Below are 23,320 nucleotides of genomic sequence, written 5' to 3'. Positions count from 1 at the left end.
TAAATTATGAAAAAGAGAAATCAAATTGTACTGTTGGTAGCCTTTGTGCTTACTGCCCTAAACGTTAAGGCACAGCAAGCTGCCGTTATGCCACCTTTAGTAAATGTGAGCGGAACAGGTGAAGTAAGGGTGCAGCCAAATGAGGTTGTCATAAACCTGGGTGTAGAGACACGAGAGAAGACACTCGATGCTGCCCGAAAAGAGACAGATAAAAAGGCTGCTGCCATTATAAGTTATCTTAAAAAGCAGGGCGTGGATGCTAAAGATATTCAAACTTCTTATGTAACGCTTAACCCGATTTATAACAACGGTGAGTATGGGCGTACAGCGCCTGACTTTTATGTCGCTCAAAAGAATATGACAGTAGTAATAAAGAAACTGAATAAGTTTGACGAGTTACTGTCTGGGTTGTATGATGTGGGAGCCAACCATGTGGGGGGGATACAGTTTCAGGTATCAGATGTAGAGAAGTATAAAGCAGAGGCACGCAAAAAAGCTGTGGCAAACGCTAAGCAAAAGGCTACTGCGCTAACAACAGAACTAGGTGCTAAAGTTGGACGCGTATACGCCATCAATGAAAATAACGGGAGCAGTGGCCCCAGACCTATGTATAAAGCAGTGATGATGGAAGCCAGGGCAATGGATAATGAAGGCGGGCCTTCTATTGCAGGTGGCGAGGTTATTATTTCATCAACAGTAGATGTAAGTTTTATAATTGAGTAGCTATCACATCGGTTTAAAACAGAAGAGGCAGCGTTCGTAGGAGCGCTGCCTCTTCTGTTTTAAACCGATTCTTTATGCCGGCTTTTTGTAATGCAGCATAGGTATGAATGTGTTCTCTTCAGAAAGTAAGAAACTTATCGGCTGCTTTGGGTTCTCAAGTATAGTATCTTCTCTTATACCCCAGGGTTTTAGCATTTCTTCCAGCATATGAGCATAGGCTGTCATATCCCAAGGGTTAAAGATTTCGTTGGTCACATCATCAATCAGCGTGTCAAGTATAAGTTGTTTATCTTCAGGCTTTACCTGCCGCACAAAGTATTCTGGCACCACCGCAAAAATATAGGCTGCATAAAAAACACGGGCTTTAAACTCGGCAAGCTGGATGGGGTGCAGCTGCTTTCCTTCAGTTAGTTTGTAGAGTTTACCTAAAGCTTTCTTGATGATTTCGTTATCCAGAAGCGTGCAAATAATTGCCACGGAACCTATCTTGATGCTAAAGCACATGGTTGTCAGCTCGTCCTGGTACTCAAACGGAAGTTCATCTTCTGTAGGGTCTACGCTAAGTATAAACAAGGAGCAGGGTAGGAAATCTGAGAAAACCATAGGTACCCTTAGGGATTGCAGCACAGAGAAAAATGACCTGATCTTACCCAGCATTTTCGGATCTTCGGTTATGGCATATTCTGGCATAATGAGCGGATTGGTCTCTCGGATCATCTCGGTTATGAGCGTGCCATAGTACATTTTTCCAATCCACTGAAAAAGACGCTGAGGGGGTAATTGCTGTAAGCCTTCTAAACCTTTTGCAGAGGCTTGCTCTATCTCGTTTTCTAGCGGCAGCAGGTGTTGCGTATGGCAATGGTCACAGCAGGGGATGGTTAATTGCCCAAAGGTACTGACGCTTTTATCAAGTAACAGCAGTTCTTTGTCTTTCAGGTTATACGTGTGTTGTAGCCATTCTGCAAAAACAGGAGCACGTTGTTCACTTGTTATATCTGTGCCGCATAAGAAGCAGTTCGTGTCGGTAAACTGCATTTTTTCAAACGGGTCATATAACTTTAAATCGTTCATAAGTTCTGATGTAATCTTCTGCAAAGGTAATCAAGTATGAGCATGATTAAAATTCATGCTTTGCGCGGCACAAGCCTGTAAAAGAATTTGGCTTCAGGGTTTGTACGCTTCACAGCACTGCTAAGTAACGCTTAAACTGCTTTGCCACAGAGGCCTTTCTATTTAATTTTTGCTTCCAAACACATAATCTAGACAGGCTCAAAGCTCAATACTAAGAGGCATGGAAAATCAAGTAAAGCAAAAGTAGAATGGTGCTCCTTTACAGAGCAGCTACTGGCATGCTTTGTTGTAGTTGTCTCAGCAGTTATACTTTATGTATAGGCCACTCTTAGCTTAATGAAGCTGATAAGACAAAACCATCAAGCGTATGATTTGTTACAGATAAAATCAGAAATAGTGACAAGCAACAAACACAGGTAAATATTTATGTTGATGTGCTTTCCGTGTTTGGAGCCATTGTATTAAAATGTACTTTTGAAGAAAGTATTGTGCCCAAGCAGAGGTACACTGTGGCTTACGTTGAACTTTACCACTTTATCCTTACCAGATACTAGGTATAACATTTTATGTGTAAGCGGATTGAGTGTTTTCTACTTTGATGAAATGAAGCAGAGTAAACTTGCAAGTTGTGAAGTAGGAACTGGTTACGGTAGAGAAACAAACAGAAAATAATTTTAGCAATTAGAGCGTTATAAACTGATCTAGTTCTTCACATGAGCATTCGGGTGAAAGACTTTCAAAAGTTCAGTAATCTTTATAAGAATATGGAAGACAAAGCAGCTACTATTAACATTACCTTAGAAAAAAACTATGATTCTGAATTTTGTGGAAGCATCCCGCTACACTTGGTTAACTTAATTCAGCCACACGGCATGCTTTTAGTTCTGGACAAGGCGCAGCTTATCATAAAGCAGGCAAGCGAAAATTCAGAACAATTCCTTCAAATTTCTTTAGATGAATTACTGGAGCAGCCTTTGTCTACATTTCTCTCAAAGGAGCAAGTAGATGAAATACAAGCCAAGATTGCTAGCCAGGGCAACCACGGTAAAATTCCCTATACCCTTAGCTTTAAGGCAAAAGAGAAGCTAATTGATTTTACTGCGATTGTACACCCAAGTGAGGATTATGTATTGGTTGAGCTGGAAGAAAACACAATTAAAAGCTCAGAAATACCCTTTATAGGGCTATATCAGCATATAAAATATATAACATCGCTGCTGAAGCAGGCTGCCTCTACCGCCGAGGTGGCACAAACAGCAGCTGTCGAACTGAAAAAACTGACTGGTTTTGATCGGGTGCTTGTCTATCAATTCGACCCGCAGTGGAACGGCATCGTAATAGCACAAGCTAAGGAAGAAGACATGTTAGATTACATGGACTTGCGTTTTCCAGCTTCCGATGTACCAAAGCAGTCAAGAGATTTATACTTCAGCAATCCGTACAGGTTGATTCCAACACGAAGTTATACTCCTGTACGGCTCATCCCGATTATAAATCCTTTGACGCAGCGGTTTACTGATCTTTCTGATTGTAATCTTCGTAGTGTGGCTACAGTACACCTGGAGTACCTTAAAAATCTAGGTATTACAGCGTCTATGTCTTTGCCATTGATTATCAATAACAAACTATGGGGCTTGATTTCCTGCCATCATAAAACAGAAATGAACCCCAGTTATGAAATGCGATCAGCACTTGAGTTACTTTCAGGTATTCTGTCGGCCCAACTTGCAAATAAAGAAAATGAGAAGGCAATAATGCTTAGGGCGCAACTGCGCGGTATACATGCACAGATAGTGGAACAGCTTTATAGCAGCCCTAGTTTTGCTGAAGGACTGATGTCTGGCACTCCCTACCTGCACGACCTGCTTTCGCTGACAGGTGCAGCCATCTTATTTGAAGGAGGTGTTTGGACGAGTGGAAACACCCCGCAACACCAGGAAATAAAAGAGCTTGTGTCCTGGCTGAGAAGAAATAAAATTGAGTCTGTTTTTGCTACTGATAATATAGGGAAAGACTATGGCCGCAGCAAAGAGTATAAAGACATTGCCAGTGGGCTAATTGTTTTGCCAATAAATGTTGATCAGGGCGAATTTATACTTGGGTTCAGGCCAGAAGTGCTGCAGACTGTTAGTTGGGGCGGCGATCCTAACAAAGCCATTCAAATGGAGGCAGATGGTAAAACCTACCACCCCAGGAATTCATTTGAAACTTACAAGGAGATTGTAAAACATACTTCGCTGCCTTGGCGGGAAGAAGAATTAGAAGCGGCAGCGGCATTACGTAGTGCTGTGCTCGAAAAGATTATTAAAGAAAGCTACTAACACGAGTTGTTAAGGGTAATAAGTATACTAGCAGTGCACACAACCTATGACAGAAATTGCACCCATCATGAAAGATTATAAGCAGCCAACCGACCATTACCTGGTAGGGATAGGCGCTTCTGCGGGTGGGTTAGAAGCAATTCATAAGCTCTTCGACCACTTTCCTAATAACTCAAGCTTCTCTTTTATAATCATTCAGCATCTGTCTCCTGACCATAAGAGCCTGATGGCAGAACTGCTCTCTAAGCACACGCGCATGCAGGTGCAGGAGGCTGAAGATAAAATGATAACCAGGCCTAACTGTGTATATGTATTGCCTAGCGGCAAGCAACTAACGGTTGAGCATGGGCGTTTGCGCCTTACAAATAAAGAGCGCAGCCGGGAGCCTAACTTTGCCATAGACCTCTTTTTTGAGTCGATGGCGAAGGAACGGGGGCGTTTAGCCATCGGAGTAGTTTTATCTGGTACTGGTACTGACGGTACAAAAGGTGTAAGAGCTATCAAAGCTGCTGGCGGCATGGTGGTAGTGCAGGACCCAGCTACGGCAAAGTTTGATGGCATGCCACATAGTGCTATAGACACTGGTGCAATAGATTATGTGTTGCCTCCAGAAAACATGCCGGAGCAAATCATTAAATATACAAAAGAAGTTCCGCTGGTGCTGCCAGCTATAGAGGGTTCTACTAATCATTTTGACGAAGCCATACTAAGTGACATTTTAGATTTGGTATGCACACACACCCAAACTGATTTCACCAACTATAAAAGACCCACTATTGAGCGCAGGCTTACCAAACGCATAGAAGTAGTACAGGTGAAAAGCCTGGAGGAGTATTTGACTTTTCTGCATGAAAATCCTTCTGAAATAACCTTGCTCTGCCAGGAGTTCCTGATTGGCGTCACCAGATTCTTTCGAGATGAAGACGCATATGAGTTGCTGGAGAAAGAAGTTATTCCTGCTATTGTAGAAAAAGAAGGCAAAGAAGAAAGTATAAAGGTATGGGTGGCTGCCTGTAGTACCGGCGAGGAGGCTTATTCCATTGCTATGCTTTTCAGAGAGCTCTTTAAAAAGCTGAATAAGCAGCCTAAAGTTAAAATATTTGCGACAGACATAGACAAAAGGGCAATCAGCTTTGCGTCGAAAGGTGCTTATTCGACTTCTATTGCGGAGGATGTTTCACCTGAGCGATTGAAAGATAACTTCTACCTGAAGGGTAATAAGTATATAGTGAATGAGGAACTACGGAAGCTGGTAATATTTGCGCAGCACGATTTACAGAAAGATCCTCCTTTCAGCAAGATAGATTTGGTAACATGCCGCAATATGCTCATTTACCTGAATCCGAATCTTCAGAAAAAAGTGCTTTCCCTCTTTCCTTACGCGCTCAACATGAGAGGTTATCTGATGCTGGGGCCAAGCGAGAACATCGGGGACATGGGTTCATACTTTGTTGAGGAGAACCGAAAATGGAAGCTGTTCCAGAAGGTAAAAGAAAGTGTAGGAATCAGGCAAAACTACGGTATCTCGGACTATAAACCTGCCGACATTACACTTAGCCAAACTACTATTAAGATTAGCGAGCTAGTGCAATACAGCGAATCTTTTATGGATGCTGTGGCCGAAGATTTTAAAATTACAGGCTTGTATGTAGATGAAACATACCAGCTGCTGCATGGCATAGGAGACATTAACAGGTTTCTTAAATTTCCGAACAAACGTCTGCAATTTAATTTGCTAAAGATGGTGCCGGAGGAGCTTGCCGTTACTTTAAGTGTAGGTATCCGGAAGGCTCTTAAGCAAAATTATAAAATAGTATCCAGGCAGGTGGCTATCCGGGAAGGCAAAAAAAATGTATTGGTTAATGTTTCGATCAAACCCATTGCTGCCGAAAAAAATTTACCTAAAGTTATACTTGTTCTTTTGCAGGAAGTAGGGCAGATCAAGGCTTCTGCAAAAGACATAGATTTACCTTCTGTTGCCGATGCAGATTATTACCAGCAACTGGCCTCGCTGGAAGCAGAGCTGAAAGAGGCACGGGAAAGTTTGCATCTAACAGTGCAGGATTTGAGCACTTCGAATGAGGAGCTACAGTCCAGTAACGAAGAGTTGATGTCTTCTAACGAAGAGTTGCAGAGCTCTAACGAGGAAATGCAGTCATTAAACGAAGAACTGCACACAGTTAACACAGAGCATCAGCTTAAGATAAAGGAGCTTCAGGAGTTAAACGAAGACCTTGATAACTACATCAGAAGCTCTAACATAGGGCAGATCTTTGTTGATCATAACCTGGTTATCCGGAAATTCACACCCTCTGTTACAAGCCTGATCAATATCATAGAAGGAGACCTGGGCCGTCCGATTCATCACCTGTCTCATAACCTGAAGTATGACGGGCTTAGCCATGATATCAGAGAAGTGAACAATACTTCCATTGAGGTAGAGCAGGAGGTAGAAACAATAGATGGGCAGTTTTTTCTGATGCGCATTATTCCGTACCTGAAGCATGATGGCAACAAAGACGGCGTAGTATTAAGCTTTGTGGAGGTAACCACACTGAAGGCGTTAAGTAATGTAGTGCAGGGAGTTTTAAATAGCTCCTTGAATAGCATCATGGCTTTTACAGGGGTGCGTGACGAGAAAAATGTAATCTCCGATTTTACCTGGAGCCTGCTTAACAGACAAGGAGAGGAGCTGGTTGGAAAGCCTTTTAGCTTGCTTTCCGGATACAGCGTTTTGCCAGACATGCCTTTTATTAAGAAAAATGGCCTGTTCAGAAAGCTTGTAAATGTAGTAGAGACTGGCGTGCAGCTTCATTTAGAGCAGCAACTGGAGATAAGGGGGAAACGTGCCTGGTACGAAATTGCCGCTGTCAAAATGGGCAATGGCGTAGCTGTAACAATGGCCGACATCACAGAAAAGAAAAGTAGTGAAGAAAAAATACTGCTTGCTTACGAGGAGCTGAAAAAAGTTGAGGAAGACCTGATAAACCTGAATGGAGTTTTAGAGAGAAGGGTAACAGAACGAACGCAGGAATTAGCAGCCAGTGAAGAGCGCTTCAGGTTAGTGTCTATGGCCACAAACGATGTCGTATGGGATTGGGACCTGGTGACAAACGAATTGTGGTGGAGTGATAGTCTTGAGAACATTCTCGGTTTTAGCAAAGAAGACTTTGGGGTGGGTGTAAACGGCTGGTTTGATAAAGTGCATCCCGACGACCGCACTGCTATGGTTGCAAGCCTGAACAAGGCTATTAACTACGGTAAAGCACAGTGGTCGGCTGATTACAGAATCAGGAGAGGAGACGGTTCTTTTGCCTACGTGGCAAACAGGGCCTACATCATGCATAATGAGTACGGAATACCTTACCGTGTCTTAGGTTCTTTTATTGACTTATCTGATTTAAGAAAAACACAGGAAGAACTACAAGACACCAACCTGCACTTAAGAAAAGTAAATGCCGATTTAGATACATTTGTTTATACTGCATCGCATGATTTAAAAGCCCCGGTTGCCAACATCGAAGGTCTGGTGCTTTTACTGGAAGATCAAATTGAGGCAGTAGGGCCTCTGCCAGGTGAGCCCACCAAGCCTATTTTTGATATGGTGAAAGACTCTATCATTCGCTTTAAAAATGTGATAAAAGACCTTACTGATATTGCAAAGGTACAGCGCGATGTAGACGGCTCTGCAGAGCAAGTTGATTTGCAGGAAATTTTCGATAATGTGAAAGCTGATATGCAGGACTGGCTGGCAACTGAAAAAGCACAGATAATAACGGATTTTTCAGAAGCCCCTAAGTTAAATTTCTCAACTAAGAATTTGCATAGCATACTGTATAACCTGGTTAACAACGCTATCAAGTATAAGTCAGATAAGCGTACACCGGAAGTATATGTTAAGTCTGAGAAAGAAGATGATTACATCATTTTATCTATAAAAGATAATGGCTTAGGCATGAGCGAACATAACCTGTCTAAGATGTTCACCTTGTTTAAACGTTTTCACTCACATGTAGAAGGCACAGGAATGGGGCTCTATATCGTAAAACGCATCATGAATAATGCTGGCGGTAAGGTATATGTAGAAAGCAAAGAAGGGGAGGGTACAACGTTTAAACTATACTTTAGAAATACTGTAGCTGAAGTACAACCTGAAGTTGTGCGAACTTTATAAGCAGTAAGATTTTGTTTAAATTGAAAAGCACCTGGTCTTCATAAACCTAAGTAACAGTTAACTCAAACTAGGTGCTTTTCAATTTAAAGATCAAGTATACATCTGGCGCATTCCAAGCCTCCCCATTAGCTGGACAAGTCAACGCAGGCCCTTTCAATTAGCCATCTGTTGCAAGTATAAATATCGGTGCCGTTTATCCAACATATAAGCTCACCTCTTCGTTAAGCCTTTTTTAACCAAGAGTGCGTTTATATTTCGTTTTACTGCGCAAAGTATAAATCTAAAACATGCGCTAAACCTACACATTTAGATAAAGCTTTTTTTCGACTACCTAATGCAAGACATACCTGACATAACCACTGGTGCTAGTGATAACTTTTTAGACCAGTTTAGAGGTGGAGGCGAAATGGGAGTGATGATGCGCAAGTATGACTGGGATTCTCATCCGCTGGGGGCACCGGAGCATTGGCCATTAAGCTTGAAGGCAAATGTCAGGTTGATGTTAAACTCTGGATTCGCGATGTTTATATGGTGGACAAAGGAGTTATATATGTTCTATAACGATGCATATATTCCTGCATTAGGCAAAAAGCATCCTTCGTCTTTTGGGTCCGTAGCACACCAGTCTTGGGCAGAGATTTGGGATCAGGTAGGTGGAATAGCAGAAGGCATTTTAAAAGACGGGCAGGAGTTTTATGCTGAAAATTTACTTTTATACTTAGATAGGAAAGGCTACTCAGAAGAAACCTACTGGACGCTTTCCTATAGCCCTGCATTTGATGATTTAGGTGAGGTGAACGGTGTTTTCTGTGCGTGTAGCGAAGTTACAAACGCTGTGGTGGGGCAAAGGCGGTTAAAGACATTAAGAGACCTTTCCGAAGCTCTTTTGCAGGTTAAAACACTGCAGCAAGCAGGGCAGACAGCATGTGATATCTTAAATGAGAATGTGCAAGACTTGCCATTTAGTTTAATTTACCTTTGCAACAGTACAGGAACAGAAGCTGAATTAGTTGGTAAAGCAGGTGCGTTGGATGAGCAGTTGATACCGCTTACAATTGATTTAAGTACAGAATCGCCGTGGCAACTGAAACAGGCTAAGGAAACAAAGCAACGGCTTTCTATCAAACTGAAAGCTGTGCAGCAGGAGTTAAAAGCTAGTAGTTTTACAGGAGAGTTATGCTGCAAAAATGTGGCTGTTCTTCCAATTCTGAAGCCTGGGCAGGACTTGGTTATAGGCTTCTATGTATCAGGCATCAGCGACAAGCAAGAGTATAATGCGTTATACAACGAGTTTCATGATATTCTGGCTACTCAAATTGCTACCGCTATCACCAGTGTACAAAATAAGCAGGAGATACTAAGGCAGCAGGAGTACCTGAATGAGATATTTCAGCAAGCGCCAGTTGGTATTACCATGCTTAGAGGCCCGCAGTATATCGTAGAGATTGCCAACCCGGGTGTGTGTGAAATATGGGGCAGGAAACAGGAAGATGTCTTAGGTAGGCCAGTACTAGAGGCTTTACCTGAAGCAGTAGAACAGGTAAAGGATTTATTAGATGGTGTGCTGCGTACAGGTACTCCTTTTGTAGCAGAAGAATTGCCCATTACATTAGAGCGAATGGGTGTGTTAGAGAAGCTGTACCTTAATTTTGTCTACCATCCCCTGCGCGATGCCCAGGGTTTTGTAACAGGAATAATAGTAGTAGCGATTGATATAAGCGAGCAGGTAAGGGCCAGACACAAAATAGAGGTCATGAATAATGAATTGATGGCCTCCAATGCTGATCTTGATAATTTTGTTTATTCTGCCTCTCATGATTTAAGAGCTCCAATTTCGAATATCGAAGGGCTGGTAGAGGAGTTACAGGAAAACCTGCCTGAAGATGCCACGTCTTCACAGGATTATCAGCAACTTTTTGGCCATGTTCAAAGCTCTATAGATAGGTTCAAAAGAGTGGTTGCTGACCTGACTAAAGTTGCTAAAATACAACGTGAAGCAGGGGAGGATATAGCTTCTATAAAATTAGAAGAGGTGATTAAGGAAGTTATACTTGAGTTTGATCCTATAGTTGCCGCATCAAAAGCCCTATTTCAGATAGATGTAGCACCGGCATCAGCAATAAAATTCTCTGCCAAAAATGTCAGAAGCGTTGTGTACAATTTAATCAGCAATGCTTTGAAATATCGCTCTCCAGACAGAACACCTATCATCAACATCAGTACCAGGATCACAACAGAGTATTGCATACTAACTGTTTCAGACAATGGCCTGGGTATCAGAATGGAAGATGTACGTAAAATGTTTTCTATGTTCAAGCGCTTACACGATCATGTAGATGGCTCAGGTATAGGCTTATACATTGTTAAAAGAATTGTTGAGAATGCCGGTGGTAAAATCGAAGTTGAAAGCGAAATAAACAAGGGCACAACCTTCCATATCTTCTTTAAAAAATAGTACCTAAGGACTCAGTTTGCAGCGTAACTACCCTCAGACGCTGCTTTCAATCAGGTGACAAGCAAGTCAGACTTTATAATCTGGTAGAAATCTTAGCAACACCTTTACAAATTTGCAAGGCCATACCTCATAGATGAGCCTCTTCTCCCGTACCTGTCTCAAAGGTAATAAGCACTTGAAATTCCTTTAAACAATAGGTGTTTCAAGTCGATAGTACCAACTCAACGGTAATATTGCTTTGTCTTGATTGGCATATCAATTAGCTTATTGCTAAAGCTTTAGCATCTAAATTTGGATATCTGAAACTTTATAGTTAGATTACATGTACATACATTAAATCAGGCATATTAAAATCCTGAATGCAGTGATATCCGTTGCTGAAGTTTAGAAGTGACAAAGAAAATCGAAGTAAATAAGTCCATTAGCTTAAGATATAAACAGATAACCATCAACAATTATGGCGACAACTAAATGGGTAGTAGACCCTACACACAGCGAGGTTCAGTTTAAGGTAAAGCACCTGATGATTACAACTGTAACAGGTTATTTCGGATCTTTTAACGTAGAGGTGGAAACTGAAGACGATGATTTCACAAAAGCAACACGAACTGTTTTCACAGCTGACGTTGATTCTATTAGTACGAACAATGAACAGCGTGATACGCACCTGAAATCACCTGATTTCTTCGATGCTGAAAACCACGGACAAGTTAGGTTTGAAGGCAAGGACTACGAGAAAAAAGGTGACGACGAGTATAAGCTAAGCGGCGACTTGACTATCAGAGGCGTAACAAAGCCTATAACAGTAAACGTTGAATTCGGTGGTGTGGTCGTGGATCCTTATGGGCAGACAAAAGCTGGTTTCACAATATCAGGAAAGATAAATCGTAAAGAATTTGGCTTATCCTGGGATGCTGTAACTGAGGCTGGTAATGTGGTTGTAAGCGATGAGATTAAATTACAGTCAGAAATCCAACTGGTAAAGCAGGGATAGTAGAAATAAGACATACAAAAAGAGGCTGCCTTAACAAAGGCAGCCTCTTTTTGTACGTACCAGTAATTAGCGGCTTGTTCTTTAGTTTACAGATCTGACTTCTTTTCTTGCTGAAATAATATTCCCGCTAATTTATAATTCAATGTAAAAGGCTAATAGATACGAGAGGAGGCTAAACACACTAGCCGCTATTCTTAATGAAGGAGATGAATATAAATAATTCCTTTTGCCAACCTTGAGCAGGTGTAGCCCCTGAGTCGATATAAAGTCTCTTTCGCTAAGGTATAATTAACCATTTAAGTATATCATCCTGTTTATTTAATGCCTTTCAGAAAACTTAAGTAACACCAGATGCTCGAATAGGCTGTATAAAAGAAGTGTAGCACCAGGAATCCATCCAGCCTTTAATTCTATTCTTCTTTTGCTGATAAGTATACTGTAAGATAGCTTTTTATATTTAATTGCCATGTCTTCAAAGGTGGCTATAGGATAACGCTGCTAACCTAGCAAAGACTGATCATGCACCAGCCCTTTCTAGCATAAATAAGGAGGCTTATACTACTAGTCTGGCAAATGTACTATTGTCAGTATAGCGAAAAGATGACAGCTGAAATGGGTGAAACACCTAAAGAAAAAAGCGCCTTGCTTAGGGCGCTTTTTATAATTTAATTCCAGATTAAGCTGCGTACATTTTCTTTAAAACTGTGGCAAGATAGTTCAAATTGCTACGAAATGCTGTGTTTGTCCATTTATTGCAAAATTTCTTTCGCTTCTTCATTTCCCTGCTGATAAGCCAGGTCTAAGGCTGTAAGGCCTTTGATATCTTTGATAGTTGTATCAGCACCTAGTTCTTTCATTAGCTTTACCAGCTCGTTGCGTCCAAAAAGGGTGGCAAACATAAGTGCTGTACCTCCATTACCATTTTGCAGGTTTAGGTCAGCTCCTTTCTCTACCAATAGTTTAGCTATTTCGGGGTAGCCTTTAAAGCATACACCCATCAGCGCTGTATTTCCGCCGCCATCCTGCGCATTCACATCTGCACCCGCCTCAAGCATCAACCTTGTTACTTCTTCATGACCATCATAAGCAGCTATGATCATCGGTGTAAATCCACGGCCATCAGTAATGTTGAGATCAGCCCCAGCTGCAATTCGCTCTTTAATGTAATCTATATCACCTTTTCGGGCAGCATCAAAAAGTAGATGGTCCTCGTTAGTTGAAGAGAAAGTCATATTAGTATATCGTTATGTTGATTTATAAATTAATACGGAGGATATGCTCAAATGGCTGCGAACTTATCTTCATTTAGTCGGTTGAATTTTCAAAATCAGGAACAGCTAAGGTAGCCGGGCTGTTTTTCCGCGCAAAAAGCAGATGCACTGCTAAAGCGAGAGAAGAAAATACCAATCCAACCACTACCACACCATCCCACTGCCAAATATGCCACGCTTGGCTAGCCAGAAATGTGCCTATAGCGCCCCCAATAAAATAGGTAAACATATACACGGTATTGAGCCTGTTGCGGGCCTGCGGGTTTAAGGAAAAAACAAGGGTCTGGTTCGCGATATGGGAAGCTTGCAGCCCCAGATCGAGGAGGATTACCCCAACCACAAGTCCAAGTATACTATCACTGAACATCCCAAACACAACATAGGCAAGTATGATCATGGCTATGGTAGCCACCAAAATATACTTAGTATCAAACTTATCGCTGAGCCTGCCCATAACAGATGCCATTACGGCTCCTCCTGCGCCTATTAGCCCAAATGCTCCTGCTACATCGCTGCCCTGGTTAAACGGTGGTTCTTCCAGCAGAAACACCAGCGTTGTCCAGAAGCCACCAAAGCAGGCAAAAGACAAAGCCCCTCTGGCAGCGGCGACGCGCAGCTTAGGCTCTGTTTTTACGAGATGTACAAGCGATTTCATGAGCTTCCTGTAATTGCCCTTAAAATCCGGGTGCACTTCGGGCAGCATAAAATAAATGGCTACCCACAGCACTACCATCAGTCCGGCTGCAATCATAAACATGGCTCTCCAACCAAGAAAAGCGCCCACAAAACCGCTCAACGTGCGGGAGCAGAGTATACCAATCAATAGGCCGCTCATAACAGTGCCCACTGCTTTGCCGCGGGCCTCTGGTTTGGCTAAATGTGCTGCCATCGGTACAAAGAGCTGCGGAACTACACTAGTTGCCCCTATCAAAAGACTTGCTGCCATAAGTGTATACATGTTAGGAGCCAGGGCTGCCAGCAAGAGCGAAAGTATGATGAGTACAAAATCAACCATAATCAGGCGCTTACGGCGAAGCATATCTCCTAAAGGTATGATAAAAAGTAAACCAATGGCATAACCAACCTGCGTGAGCATGGCAATGTTGCCGGCATCAGCTTCCGGTACCTGAAAGGTGCGGGCAATTTCAGCTAAAAGCGGCTGGTTGTAGTATATATTGGCTACAACCATGCCCGATGCAATGGTCATAAGCCAAAGAGTGGTGCGTGTTAACTGTGGTGGAGTTGAAGAAGTATGCGGGTTATTCATTGCAATGTAAACGAAACGGAAAATTTAAAAGCCATAAGTTACAAAGAACAACTTGAGAGATTAATTGTTTGTACATTGAATTTCTGTACAGGGGCAAACTCTTTACAGACAATTATGTATAGATTTGGTATTGTGTGGCATAAAGCAAAAGAGCAAATCTGTATTCGGGCTTCATAATTTCAGCTATATAAATCTGCCATGGCAGGCTACTGCTAAGTATAAATCTTAATCTTATGCTGTGCCGTTACCTGTTTTCTTTACTTCATGCACAATGCCTGTTAATCACATTAAACTCATCGATACTAAATGCTAAGTGCCATCTTAATACTGGGGCTGTTTTCCCTTTTAATGGATTTATATGTATTCCAGGGTATAAAAAGAATCACCAGGGGCTGGAAGTCGAAAGGCCTCCGGAAAGCAGTTTTCTGGGGCTACTGGTTCTTTTTCCTGCTGTTTATACTTTCCTTCGTCTTTGCTGTTTACCTGCGCTTTTCTTCTGATGTGGCTACCACCTTTATCAAGTGGCTCATCAATGGCTTCCTGACGCTGTTTGTAACGCAGCTGGTGTTTATACTTGTGCTGTTTGCTGAAGACATATACCGGATAATAGCAGGCGGCATCCGCTTCTTTAAAAGGCAAAAAACTACAGGCACAACAAAGGAACCGCTACTGCCGGAGCGCCGGAAGTTTGTGAGCCAGATAGCGCTGGTTCTAGCAGGCATTCCCTTCGCCTCTTTCTTGTACGGCATGGTTAAGGGCAAATATGATTACACCGTGCACCGCCATACTTTATACTTCGACGACCTGCCGGAGGCTTTCGACGGCTTTACGATCACACAAATTTCTGATGTGCATTCAGGCAGTTTTGATGATAAGGAGGCAGTTCGGCGAGGCATTGAAATGGTGCAGGCTCAAAATTCTGATCTGTTTGTGTTTACCGGTGATCTGGTGAATGACCTGGCCTCTGAGATCGTGCCTTACATGGACATATTTAGCCAACTAAAGGCTCCTTACGGGCAGTATTCTATACTTGGTAACCACGACTACGGCATGTACCACGATTGGCCGAGCGAAGAAGCCCGACTTGAGAATATAGATCGTCTGAAAGAGCACCACGCCCAAATGGATTACAGGTTGCTGCTGGATGAAAATGTTACCATTGAAAAAGACGGTTAGAAAATCGTATTGATTGGAGTGGAGAACTGGGGCAAAGGTTTTATTCAGAAAGGAGATCTGGACAAGGCATTACAAGGTGTCGATGCAGCTGCCTTCAAGGTGCTGCTCTCTCATGATCCGTCACACTGGGATGATGTGGTAAAAGTACATCCAACTCATGTACACCTTACCTTGTCTGGCCATACCCACGGCATGCAGTTTGGAGTGGAAACACCTTTGTTCCGTTGGAGCCCAGTGCAGTACCGTTACAAAAACTGGGCAGGGATTGCGCAGGAGAATAACCGATTGCTTTACGTGAACCGCGATTTTGGCTTTATCGGCTTCTCGGGCAGAGTAGGTATTTGGCCAGAAATAACAGTAATAGAGCTTAAAAGAGGTAAGGCACAAGTATAAGGCCGCCTTTAAAGTATAAGCGGAGCACATGCCCTTGCAGGGATTAAAGTGTATCTTTGTACCGGAAGCAGTTTTTACTTAGCAGCACATACGCATGTCCTTTACATCACTTGGTTTATCAGATCAACTCTTAAAAGCAGTCGCAGAGAAAGGTTTCACAAAGCCTTATCCTATACAGCAACAAGCCATACCAGCCATACTTAAGGGCAAAGATGTGCTGGGCATCGCGCAGACAGGCTCAGGTAAAACGGCAAGTTTTGCTTTGCCTATACTACAGCGCTTTGCTGGATTAACGCCTTTAAGAAACCGAAGTATAAGAGGGTTGGTGCTGGTGCCAACGCGTGAGTTGGCAGTGCAGGTGGGGGAGGTGTTCCAGGAGCTGGGGCAGTATCTTTCCCGTAGAATCAAAACTGTTGCCGTGTTCGGTGGTGTATCCATAAACCCGCAGATGATGCAGCTGGCTGGCACAGAAATTTTAGTGGCAACTCCAGGCAGGCTTTTAGACTTGATTGCTTCTAAGGCAGTAAGGCTATCGGAGGTGGAGGTACTGGTGCTGGATGAAGCCGATAAGATGCTAAACCTTGGCTTTAAAGAAGAGATGGACCAGATATTCGCGCTGCTCCCCAATGAACGCCAGAACGTCCTTTTTTCTGCCACACTTGCCGACGATGTAGCCGCTATTAAAGAGAAGTTGTTGATTAACCCGGTAACAATAGAAATACAGGCAGAGCAACAGAACACTAATCTGATCAAACAAACTGCTTATAAGGTAGCGGATGAAAGCAAAGGACCCTTTCTGCGCTACCTGATCAAACAGCAAAATATGCAGCAAGTGCTGGTTTTTATATCCTCCACTAAAAAAGCAGATAACGTAGCAGCTAAGCTGAATAAGAATGGGATTGTAGCGATGGCCATGCACAGCGGCAAGAGCCAAGGCGCCAGAACAGAAGCGCTCAAGCAATTTAAGGCTGGTAAAGTAAGGGTGCTGGTTGCCACAGACTTAGCTTCCAGAGGCATTGACATACAGTTCCTGCCTTACGTCATCAACTACGACTTGCCACGCTCTCCCAAGGATTATGTGCACCGCATTGGCAGAACAGGACGGGCAGAAGCTGAAGGAGAAGCCATCTCTATGATAAGTCCGGATGAAATGCACCACTTCAAAATAATTCAGAAGAAGATGGGGAAGCAGGTACCCTTACTTGATACCGAAGATGTAGACCTGAAGGGTTTCTAAATTATTGCGCTTGTCTTCAAATAGTTAGTGCCTTTTGATCGACCAAATGACAGGGTGGCAGCCTTGGCAGGGAACCTTACGTGTACTGGAGCGCTTAATAAGTAGTTAAATCAGAAGTATAATTTCCTTTTGCAGCCTCATGCAAGTATACATTACCTCTTTAAACTCTGGGAGCAACGGCAACTGCTACTACATTGGCAACGATACGGAAGCAGTGCTGGTAGATGCAGGTATCTCGTGCCGCGAAACTGAAAAGCGCATGAAGCGCCTGGGTTTAAGTATGGGAAAGGTAAAGGCTATCTTTATTTCGCATGAGCACTCAGATCATATTAAAGGTGTAGCAGTTTTGGCAAAGAAGTATGAGCTGCCGGTTTACATCACACCCACCACGCTCTACAGCTGCAGTCTCAGGCACGAGAACATTCAGGCAATTACATTCCAGGCGCATGAGCCAGTAACAATTGGTAACCTATCTGTTACCGCCTTTCCTAAGCTGCACGATGCCACCGATCCGCATAGTTTTGTGGTAGCCTGCGGAGATGTGAAAATTGGTATATTTACTGATATCGGTTCACCATGCGACCAACTGATTCATCATTTCCAGCAGTGTCATGCGGCTTTCTTGGAAGCTAATTTTGACGAAGGGATGCTGGAACGTGGCAGGTATCCATATCACCTTAAAAACCGCATTCGCGGAGGCAAAGGGCACTTATCCAATCGTCAGGCAATAGCATTGTTTGCAGCTTATAAACCTGATTTTATGAGCCATATCCTGCTCTCGCATCTCTCTAAGGACAACAATAACCCGCAGCTGGTAAAAGACCTTTTTACCTTACATGCAGACGGAACAGAAGTAGTAGTAGCTTCGCGTTATGAGGAGACTCCTGTGTATGGTATCAGCGCCACAAGCTTTTTCCCCACAAAGCCGCAAGCCAGTCCGGGCATTCAAACCAGCCTGTTTGATTGGTAAGGCAGCCGCAGGTAAATCTTCGTTATCACATCTGTTAATACGGCAACTCCCATAACAGCTAAAGCAGACAACCGTACATACTAACCTGCCTTAGGTTGCTTATGTGCTGTAGGCACGTATACCTCAAACAGAAGCTTTAAGCTCTTGAAGTATACCGGGCTTTGACAAATAAAGGTAACCGTCGGGCAGGCGACTAAGATTTATAACCGCCAAATAGCAACTATGGAAAACTATGCGAAGATTGCAGATACCTCTAAATCAAGGGTTGTCATTATAGGAGGGGGATTTGCAGGAATCGAGCTGGCAAAATCGTTGCGAGATGCAGATGTGCAGGTTGTTTTGATTGATAAAGAGAACTACCATACGTTTCAGCCGCTGCTGTACCAGGTAGCCACTGCCGGAGTAGAAGCAGATTCAATCATACATCCCTTCCGGAAAATATTCAAAAATCAGGATAACTTCTACTTCAGGCTGGCCGAAGTAGAGCAAGTATACACCGAAAACCGTGTTGTTGAAACTTCTATTGGTCTGATCAAATACGACTACTTGGTTATTGCCACTGGTGCCACCACGAACTACTTTGGCAACAAGCAGATGGAGGAAAACGCTATTTCGATCAAAAGCCTTGATGATGCGCTGGAGCTCCGCAATACCATCTTGTATAACTTTGAAAAAGCCCTGCAGATAGACGATGAAGAGCAGCGAAACAGTTTGATGGACTACGTAATAGTAGGAGGTGGCCCAACAGGCGTAGAAGTGGCCGGTGCCTTGTGCGAACTCCGCAACCACGTTTTTCCAAAAGATTATAAAGAGCTGAACTTTCGGGAAATGGATATTTACCTGATCCAGAGCGGGCCGCAGCTGCTAAAAGGCATGTCTGACGAAGCAGGTAAAAAAGCGCAGGAATACCTGGAGAGTTTTGGGGTAAACTTATGGATGAACCGGCGGGTGAAATCCTATGACGGCTACACTGTAACCTTAGACAATGGCCAAACATTGCTGACGCGTACCTTAATTTGGGCTGCTGGTGTTACGGGAGCGCCAGTACAGGGTATACGCCCGGAAAGTGTACTGAAAGGTAACCAACTGCAAGTGGATGCCTATAATAGGGTAGTGGGTTATGAGGATGTTTTTGCAATTGGTGACATTGCCGCTATGATCACAGCAGAGCACCCGCGCGGCTATCCTATGCTGGCGCAACCTGCCATGCAGCAGGGGGAGCTGCTGGGGTATAACCTTAAAAGCCTGATGGCTGGCAAGCCCCTGAAGGCTTTTGAGTACAACGATAAAGGTTCTATGGCTACAGTAGGCCGAAACCGTGCTGTGGCTGACCTGAAGCTCTTTAACAAGGAGATTAAAACCCAGGGCTTCTTTGCCTGGCTCATCTGGATGTTTGTTCACCTTATTTCGGTGGTAGGATTTAGAAATCGCCTGGTGGTGCTGGTAAACTGGGGCTGGAACTACTTTACCTATGATACCGGCAATCGTCTGATCATGGGCAGGAAGCACGTAAACATACCTGTAGAAGAAACGGTGCCACATAAGGCTATGGAATGATCTTTTACCATACATGCTATAAAATCAAAAGCCCTTGTTCTACCTGAACAGGGGCTTTTGATTTGAGATTTAGCTGTTTTTAGAAAGGATAGTCACGTGCTTCCTGCTGCACGCTTACCCATTGTACAGTTGTCATTTCATCAATGATAAAGTCATCTCCAAAGCGGCCGACGCCTGAACTCTTCTCTCCTCCGAAAGGCGTGGAAGGCTCATCGTTCACCGATTGGTCGTTGATGTGTATCATGCCTGTCTCCACACTTTTGGCCACTTTAAATCCGCGTAGCAGGTCGCGGGTATGCAGGGCGCCGCTCAGGCCAAACTCAGTAGCGTTGGCTAGCTCAATGGCTTCCTCATCATCTTTAAACTTGATAATGCCGACAGCAGGGCCAAAGACCTCTTCATTAAAGATGGGCATATCTTTGGTTACGCCGGTAAGTACCGTCGGAACCACCACATTTCCTTCTGCCTTGCCGCCGATCTCTAACTTAGCGCCTGCCTGCACGGTTCTTTCTACAAGATCAACCACACGCTTAACGGCTTTGTTATCAATTAGAGGTCCTACAACAGTTCCTTTTTCGCTAGGGTTACCATGCTTTAGCGCTTTTGCCTTTTGAATAAACTTATCTTTAAATTCATCATGTATACTTTCGTGTATCAGGATACGGTTCGTAGACATACATATCTGCCCCTGGTGCATGAATCTGCCGAAAATGGCTGCATCTACGGCACGGTCTACATCTGCATCTTCCAGAATGATAAATGCGTTGTTGCCTCCCAATTCCAACGCGAGTTTCTTTAAACCTTCACCGCCGATGCGGCCTATGCCTTTACCGACAGGGGTAGATCCTGTAAAGGATATAAGGCTGGAGATGGGGTGACCTGTAAAGTAGTCGCCGATGACGCTGGATTTACCGACCACCACGTTGAACACACCGGCAGGCAAACCCGCTTCTTCAAATATTTTAGCAGCCAGCGTACCACCTGTTACCGGTGACTGAGAGGCTGGCTTCACTACAATACAGTTACCTGTTGCAATAGCGGGCGCAATAGAGCGCATGCTTAAGTATAGCGGGAAGTTCCAGGGACTGATCATGCCTACTACCCCAAGCGGCTTACGGAATACGTAATTTATTTTACCCGGAACAGATGAGTTTGTGATCATGCCTTGCATGCGGGTAGGGAAGGAAGAGGCTTCCAGGATCATGTCATACGTTTGCTGTAGTTCAACCTGTGCCTTTAGAGTGGTGCTACCAACCTCTTTTACCAGCCACTCAACTACTTCCTCTTTCCTTTCTAGTAATATCTGAGCCGCTTTCAGCATAATTTCCCGCTTCTTGGTTGGCAGTGTATCCCGCCAGGAAACGCTGTTATCTTTTGCCACCTGAAAAGCCCGGTCCACATCATCGGTGTTTGCGGCTACAAACTTGTTTATGACAGTGTCATCAAAGGGATTTAAGTTTTCAATTTCATAGTCCTCACTGCCATTGATCCACTCGCCGGCAATGAATTGTTTGTTTAGGTCGTTGTATTTTTTCATTGTATTAAATTACTATTGAAGTTTGCTTTCTACCTATTTTACAGTCTTAGGTACCTATATGTTTTTACAAGCTGTAATTAAGTTATTGAATATGATTATACTTATACTTATATATGCAGGCTTGCTATGTATGCTGCAGCACCTGCTAAGTGGCTTTGTTGCAGCAGGCTTACAGGATAAGGGACAGGGGAAGAGATTAATCGTGTAGTACCTTCAAACTTGATTATTTGTAAGGAGTCAGTACGCCATCATCAATCAGGAAAGCCTTTTCTGCATGATCGAGAATTTCCTCTTTACTGTCGGAGTAGGCTTCTATGATCCTGAAAGGCTTGCCAGCCAGGTATTCCTCCAGCCTTCGTATCTTCTCTTCGTGCTTACAGGCTAAACCATCCACTACGTATGTGTGGCCTTCGTAATAGACCTTAGTTCCAGCAAAAGCATTGATAGTATAAAGATCAAAAAGTGGCTTCACGTATAGCTCTAACCCACCAGTGGCACAAAACAGCACGACGCCTTGCTTCTTTAGTGCATCAAAACGCTGTATCAGCTCTTTATTAAATTGCCTTGGATACTCCTGTTGCCAAAACACTTTTGCATAAGCTTCTACCTGGGAGGGGGTGAGGTCGTTCAGGTAGTCAAAGAAGTTTTCTTTAAATTCAGTTTGTTTTATCTGGTGGAGCTTCTTTAGCAGTTTGTAGTAGCCAATCTCCAGCATATACCTGATGCGGGAGGGTCTTTTGGTGCAGATGAACTTATAAAACTCGTCTTTGGAGCTCTTGTTGTAGAATGTACCGTTCAAATCAAAAACGACCACTTTTACTTCTTCGTCCTTCATACTTTCTTTTCAATTTGTAAATGGAGTACATGCTATTCAGCGGTTTGTTTACGTACAACTTCCTGGTTTGCCTTCAAATGGTAGCTGTTTTTTTACAGTGACCGTCAGGTAAAGCCAAAGGATTTGAAACTGATTACTGCAGGGTTTAGTTAAAGTACAGAAGCACAAGAAAGGAAGCTATACATGATTGAAAGCTCAATGTTCCAGAAGCTCCCGCTCTGGCACCAGGAGGAGGTGCTGGTAAAGCACGGCACTTTGCTGGCGCAGCGCACGCACAAAGGCTGGACCGTAACCCTCTATGCGCTGGGCAATTCTTTTGTTGAACGGTGGACAGGTAAGGGGGCAGAGGTGATGGCCTCTTTTGCAAAAACTGCCAATGTGCTGGAAATTCTGGAGCCTTACACAGACGCCATCAACATACAGGATTACCTGGAGTATTAGCTTTACGTATTAGAGCTTGTTTAAATTTCGTTTTTGCAAGCGGTTTGCAGCGCAAAAGATGAATTTTAAACATGCTCGTAAGGCTGGTTCAGAACGCAACGAAAGACGGATTGAGCAGGTCCTGTTTGTTGTAGATCAATTCAGATGTTAAATCTGTTTGGTATACACTTCTGTTTACAGCATTAAGTATGGCATGGCCTGCGGCTGTGTCCCATTCCATGGTAGGAGCGAAGCGGGGGTAAATGTCAGCTTTGTTTTCTGCCAGCAGCATCAACTTAAACGAACTGCCCATATTTACCAGCTGCACATTTTTAAACTGCTTTATAAAAGCTTCTGTCTCTGTAGACAAGTGTGAGCGGGAAGCTACTACAATTACTTTCTCCTGTTGCAGCAGTGCCTCTAAACTTACCTTTTCAGATAGGGGCAGCAAGTGCTCTGTTATACCCTCGGCTTCCTTGTAAACATTCGTTTCCTTGGAGCCATAGTATAAAATATCCGGAACCGGTGCATAGATAACACCTGCCACAGGTTTGTTGTCCTGCATCAAGGCGATGTTTACCGTAAACTCTCCGTTTCGCTTAATAAATTCCTTTGTGCCATCCAGTGGGTCCACGAGCCAGTAAGCGGGCCATTCCACTCGCTTTTCAAAAACAGCGTGCGCACCCTCTTCCGATAGTATAGGCAAACCTGTTGGCGTAAGCAGTGCTGCTATGATTTTATGTGCGGCCTTGTCAGCTTTGGTCAGGGGGGAGTCATCTTCTTTATGGTTTATATCAAAGTCACCGGAAGCGTATACTTCCATTATGGCTTTTCCGGCTTCCAGTGCGGCTGTGCGTGCAGTATCTATCAGTTGCTTGATATTCATGGTGTTGTAAAGTATGAGGCGTCGGCAGTTGCT

Annotated in this window: 17 protein-coding genes; 11 read left to right on the top strand and 6 right to left on the bottom strand. The window is 43.5% G+C overall.

Features of this window, described 5'->3' with window-relative positions; translation table 11 throughout:
- The first annotated feature begins 6 nt into the window (after window positions 1-6).
- Window positions 7-723, top strand: a complete 717-nt coding sequence (locus ACFQ2O_RS02980; protein ID WP_377522801.1) for an SIMPL domain-containing protein — start codon at window positions 7-9, stop codon at window positions 721-723.
- A gap of 72 nt (window positions 724-795) precedes the next feature.
- Here ACFQ2O_RS02980 and ACFQ2O_RS02975 read toward each other — a convergent pair whose 3' ends face one another.
- Window positions 796-1,794, bottom strand: a complete 999-nt coding sequence (locus ACFQ2O_RS02975; RefSeq protein WP_377522800.1) for a hypothetical protein — start codon at window positions 1,792-1,794, stop codon at window positions 796-798.
- 764 nt (window positions 1,795-2,558) lie between these two features.
- Between ACFQ2O_RS02975 and ACFQ2O_RS02970 the strand changes: the two genes are divergently transcribed.
- The 4 genes from ACFQ2O_RS02970 (at window position 2,559) to ACFQ2O_RS02955 (ending at window position 11,738) form a co-directional block, all read left to right on the top strand.
- Window positions 2,559-4,115 carry a GAF domain-containing protein gene (locus tag ACFQ2O_RS02970; RefSeq protein ID WP_377522799.1) on the top strand — a complete coding sequence of 519 codons (1,557 nt, stop codon included), beginning with the start codon at window positions 2,559-2,561 and terminating at the stop codon, window positions 4,113-4,115.
- Between the two features lie 46 nt (window positions 4,116-4,161).
- Entirely contained in the window at window positions 4,162-8,289 is a 4,128-nt protein-coding gene (locus tag ACFQ2O_RS02965; RefSeq protein WP_377522798.1) for a chemotaxis protein CheB, read from the top strand.
- A 334-nt stretch (window positions 8,290-8,623) separates the two neighbouring features.
- Window positions 8,624-10,744 carry a sensor histidine kinase gene (locus ACFQ2O_RS02960; protein WP_377522797.1) on the top strand — a complete coding sequence of 707 codons (2,121 nt, stop codon included), beginning with the start codon at window positions 8,624-8,626 and terminating at the stop codon, window positions 10,742-10,744.
- 457 nt (window positions 10,745-11,201) lie between these two features.
- Entirely contained in the window at window positions 11,202-11,738 is a 537-nt protein-coding gene (locus ACFQ2O_RS02955) for a YceI family protein (protein ID WP_377522796.1), read from the top strand.
- Between the two features lie 749 nt (window positions 11,739-12,487).
- Here the strand turns inward: ACFQ2O_RS02955 and ACFQ2O_RS02950 are convergent.
- Window positions 12,488-12,970, bottom strand: a complete 483-nt coding sequence (locus tag ACFQ2O_RS02950; protein ID WP_377522794.1) for an ankyrin repeat domain-containing protein — start codon at window positions 12,968-12,970, stop codon at window positions 12,488-12,490.
- 73 nt (window positions 12,971-13,043) lie between these two features.
- Window positions 13,044-14,216 (bottom strand): MFS transporter, encoded by a 1,173-nt coding sequence (locus ACFQ2O_RS02945; RefSeq protein WP_377522793.1) that lies wholly within the window; start codon window positions 14,214-14,216, stop codon window positions 13,044-13,046.
- A 408-nt stretch (window positions 14,217-14,624) separates the two neighbouring features.
- Between ACFQ2O_RS02945 and ACFQ2O_RS02940 the strand changes: the two genes are divergently transcribed.
- The 5 genes from ACFQ2O_RS02940 to ACFQ2O_RS02920 all read left to right on the top strand — a co-directional run bounded on the left by ACFQ2O_RS02940 (window position 14,625) and on the right by ACFQ2O_RS02920 (window position 19,609).
- Window positions 14,625-15,452 carry a metallophosphoesterase gene (locus ACFQ2O_RS02940; RefSeq protein WP_377522792.1) on the top strand — a complete coding sequence of 276 codons (828 nt, stop codon included), beginning with the start codon at window positions 14,625-14,627 and terminating at the stop codon, window positions 15,450-15,452.
- 9 nt (window positions 15,453-15,461) lie between these two features.
- Window positions 15,462-15,845 carry a metallophosphoesterase gene (locus tag ACFQ2O_RS02935; protein WP_377522789.1) on the top strand — a complete coding sequence of 128 codons (384 nt, stop codon included), beginning with the start codon at window positions 15,462-15,464 and terminating at the stop codon, window positions 15,843-15,845.
- Window positions 15,846-15,939: 94 nt separating this feature from the next.
- A complete protein-coding gene (locus ACFQ2O_RS02930) occupies window positions 15,940-17,082 on the top strand; it encodes a DEAD/DEAH box helicase (RefSeq protein ID WP_377522787.1) in 1,143 nt (380 codons plus the stop codon).
- Between the two features lie 139 nt (window positions 17,083-17,221).
- Complete coding sequence (locus ACFQ2O_RS02925) at window positions 17,222-18,052, top strand: MBL fold metallo-hydrolase (RefSeq protein WP_377522786.1); 831 nt, start codon at window positions 17,222-17,224, stop codon at window positions 18,050-18,052.
- Between the two features lie 222 nt (window positions 18,053-18,274).
- Complete coding sequence (locus ACFQ2O_RS02920; RefSeq protein WP_377522785.1) at window positions 18,275-19,609, top strand: NAD(P)/FAD-dependent oxidoreductase; 1,335 nt, start codon at window positions 18,275-18,277, stop codon at window positions 19,607-19,609.
- Between the two features lie 79 nt (window positions 19,610-19,688).
- Here ACFQ2O_RS02920 and ACFQ2O_RS02915 read toward each other — a convergent pair whose 3' ends face one another.
- Window positions 19,689-21,146, bottom strand: a complete 1,458-nt coding sequence (locus ACFQ2O_RS02915) for an aldehyde dehydrogenase family protein (RefSeq protein ID WP_377522784.1) — start codon at window positions 21,144-21,146, stop codon at window positions 19,689-19,691.
- Between the two features lie 223 nt (window positions 21,147-21,369).
- Window positions 21,370-21,981, bottom strand: coding sequence for a haloacid dehalogenase-like hydrolase (locus tag ACFQ2O_RS02910; protein WP_377522783.1), 612 nt, complete (start codon window positions 21,979-21,981; stop codon window positions 21,370-21,372).
- Window positions 21,982-22,164: 183 nt separating this feature from the next.
- On the opposite strand from ACFQ2O_RS02910, the gene ACFQ2O_RS02905 reads away from it, so the two are divergent.
- Window positions 22,165-22,422, top strand: coding sequence for a hypothetical protein (locus ACFQ2O_RS02905; protein WP_377522781.1), 258 nt, complete (start codon window positions 22,165-22,167; stop codon window positions 22,420-22,422).
- An 88-nt stretch (window positions 22,423-22,510) separates the two neighbouring features.
- On the opposite strand, the gene cysQ is transcribed toward ACFQ2O_RS02905, so the two are convergent.
- Complete coding sequence (gene cysQ, locus ACFQ2O_RS02900) at window positions 22,511-23,287, bottom strand: 3'(2'),5'-bisphosphate nucleotidase CysQ (RefSeq protein WP_377522780.1); 777 nt, start codon at window positions 23,285-23,287, stop codon at window positions 22,511-22,513.
- Window positions 23,288-23,320: the final 33 nt, after the last annotated feature.

Source organism: Pontibacter rugosus (assembly GCF_042678745.1).
Classification (GTDB): Bacteria; Bacteroidota; Bacteroidia; order Cytophagales; family Hymenobacteraceae; genus Pontibacter; species Pontibacter rugosus.
This window is presented reverse-complemented; position numbering and strand designations above follow the sequence as displayed.

Excerpts from the sequence above, each read along its gene's own strand:
- ACFQ2O_RS02915 (WP_377522784.1), bottom strand. The coding sequence starts at position 21,146 with ATGAAAAAATACAACGACCTAAACAAACAATTCATTGCCGGCGAGTGG.
- ACFQ2O_RS02955 (WP_377522796.1), top strand. The coding sequence starts at position 11,202 with ATGGCGACAACTAAATGGGTAGTAGACCCTACACACAGCGAGGTTCAG.
- ACFQ2O_RS02975 (WP_377522800.1), bottom strand. The coding sequence starts at position 1,794 with ATGAACGATTTAAAGTTATATGACCCGTTTGAAAAAATGCAGTTTACC.
- ACFQ2O_RS02965 (WP_377522798.1), top strand. The coding sequence starts at position 4,162 with ATGACAGAAATTGCACCCATCATGAAAGATTATAAGCAGCCAACCGAC.
- ACFQ2O_RS02980 (WP_377522801.1), top strand. The coding sequence starts at position 7 with ATGAAAAAGAGAAATCAAATTGTACTGTTGGTAGCCTTTGTGCTTACT.
- ACFQ2O_RS02920 (WP_377522785.1), top strand. The coding sequence starts at position 18,275 with ATGGAAAACTATGCGAAGATTGCAGATACCTCTAAATCAAGGGTTGTC.
- ACFQ2O_RS02945 (WP_377522793.1), bottom strand. The coding sequence starts at position 14,216 with ATGACCATTGCATCGGGCATGGTTGTAGCCAATATATACTACAACCAG.
- ACFQ2O_RS02930 (WP_377522787.1), top strand. The coding sequence starts at position 15,940 with ATGTCCTTTACATCACTTGGTTTATCAGATCAACTCTTAAAAGCAGTC.
- ACFQ2O_RS02925 (WP_377522786.1), top strand. The coding sequence starts at position 17,222 with ATGCAAGTATACATTACCTCTTTAAACTCTGGGAGCAACGGCAACTGC.
- ACFQ2O_RS02940 (WP_377522792.1), top strand. The coding sequence starts at position 14,625 with ATGGATTTATATGTATTCCAGGGTATAAAAAGAATCACCAGGGGCTGG.
- ACFQ2O_RS02960 (WP_377522797.1), top strand. The coding sequence starts at position 8,624 with ATGCAAGACATACCTGACATAACCACTGGTGCTAGTGATAACTTTTTA.
- ACFQ2O_RS02910 (WP_377522783.1), bottom strand. The coding sequence starts at position 21,981 with ATGAAGGACGAAGAAGTAAAAGTGGTCGTTTTTGATTTGAACGGTACA.
- ACFQ2O_RS02950 (WP_377522794.1), bottom strand. The coding sequence starts at position 12,970 with ATGACTTTCTCTTCAACTAACGAGGACCATCTACTTTTTGATGCTGCC.
- ACFQ2O_RS02970 (WP_377522799.1), top strand. The coding sequence starts at position 2,559 with ATGGAAGACAAAGCAGCTACTATTAACATTACCTTAGAAAAAAACTAT.
- ACFQ2O_RS02905 (WP_377522781.1), top strand. The coding sequence starts at position 22,165 with ATGATTGAAAGCTCAATGTTCCAGAAGCTCCCGCTCTGGCACCAGGAG.
- cysQ (WP_377522780.1), bottom strand. The coding sequence starts at position 23,287 with ATGAATATCAAGCAACTGATAGATACTGCACGCACAGCCGCACTGGAA.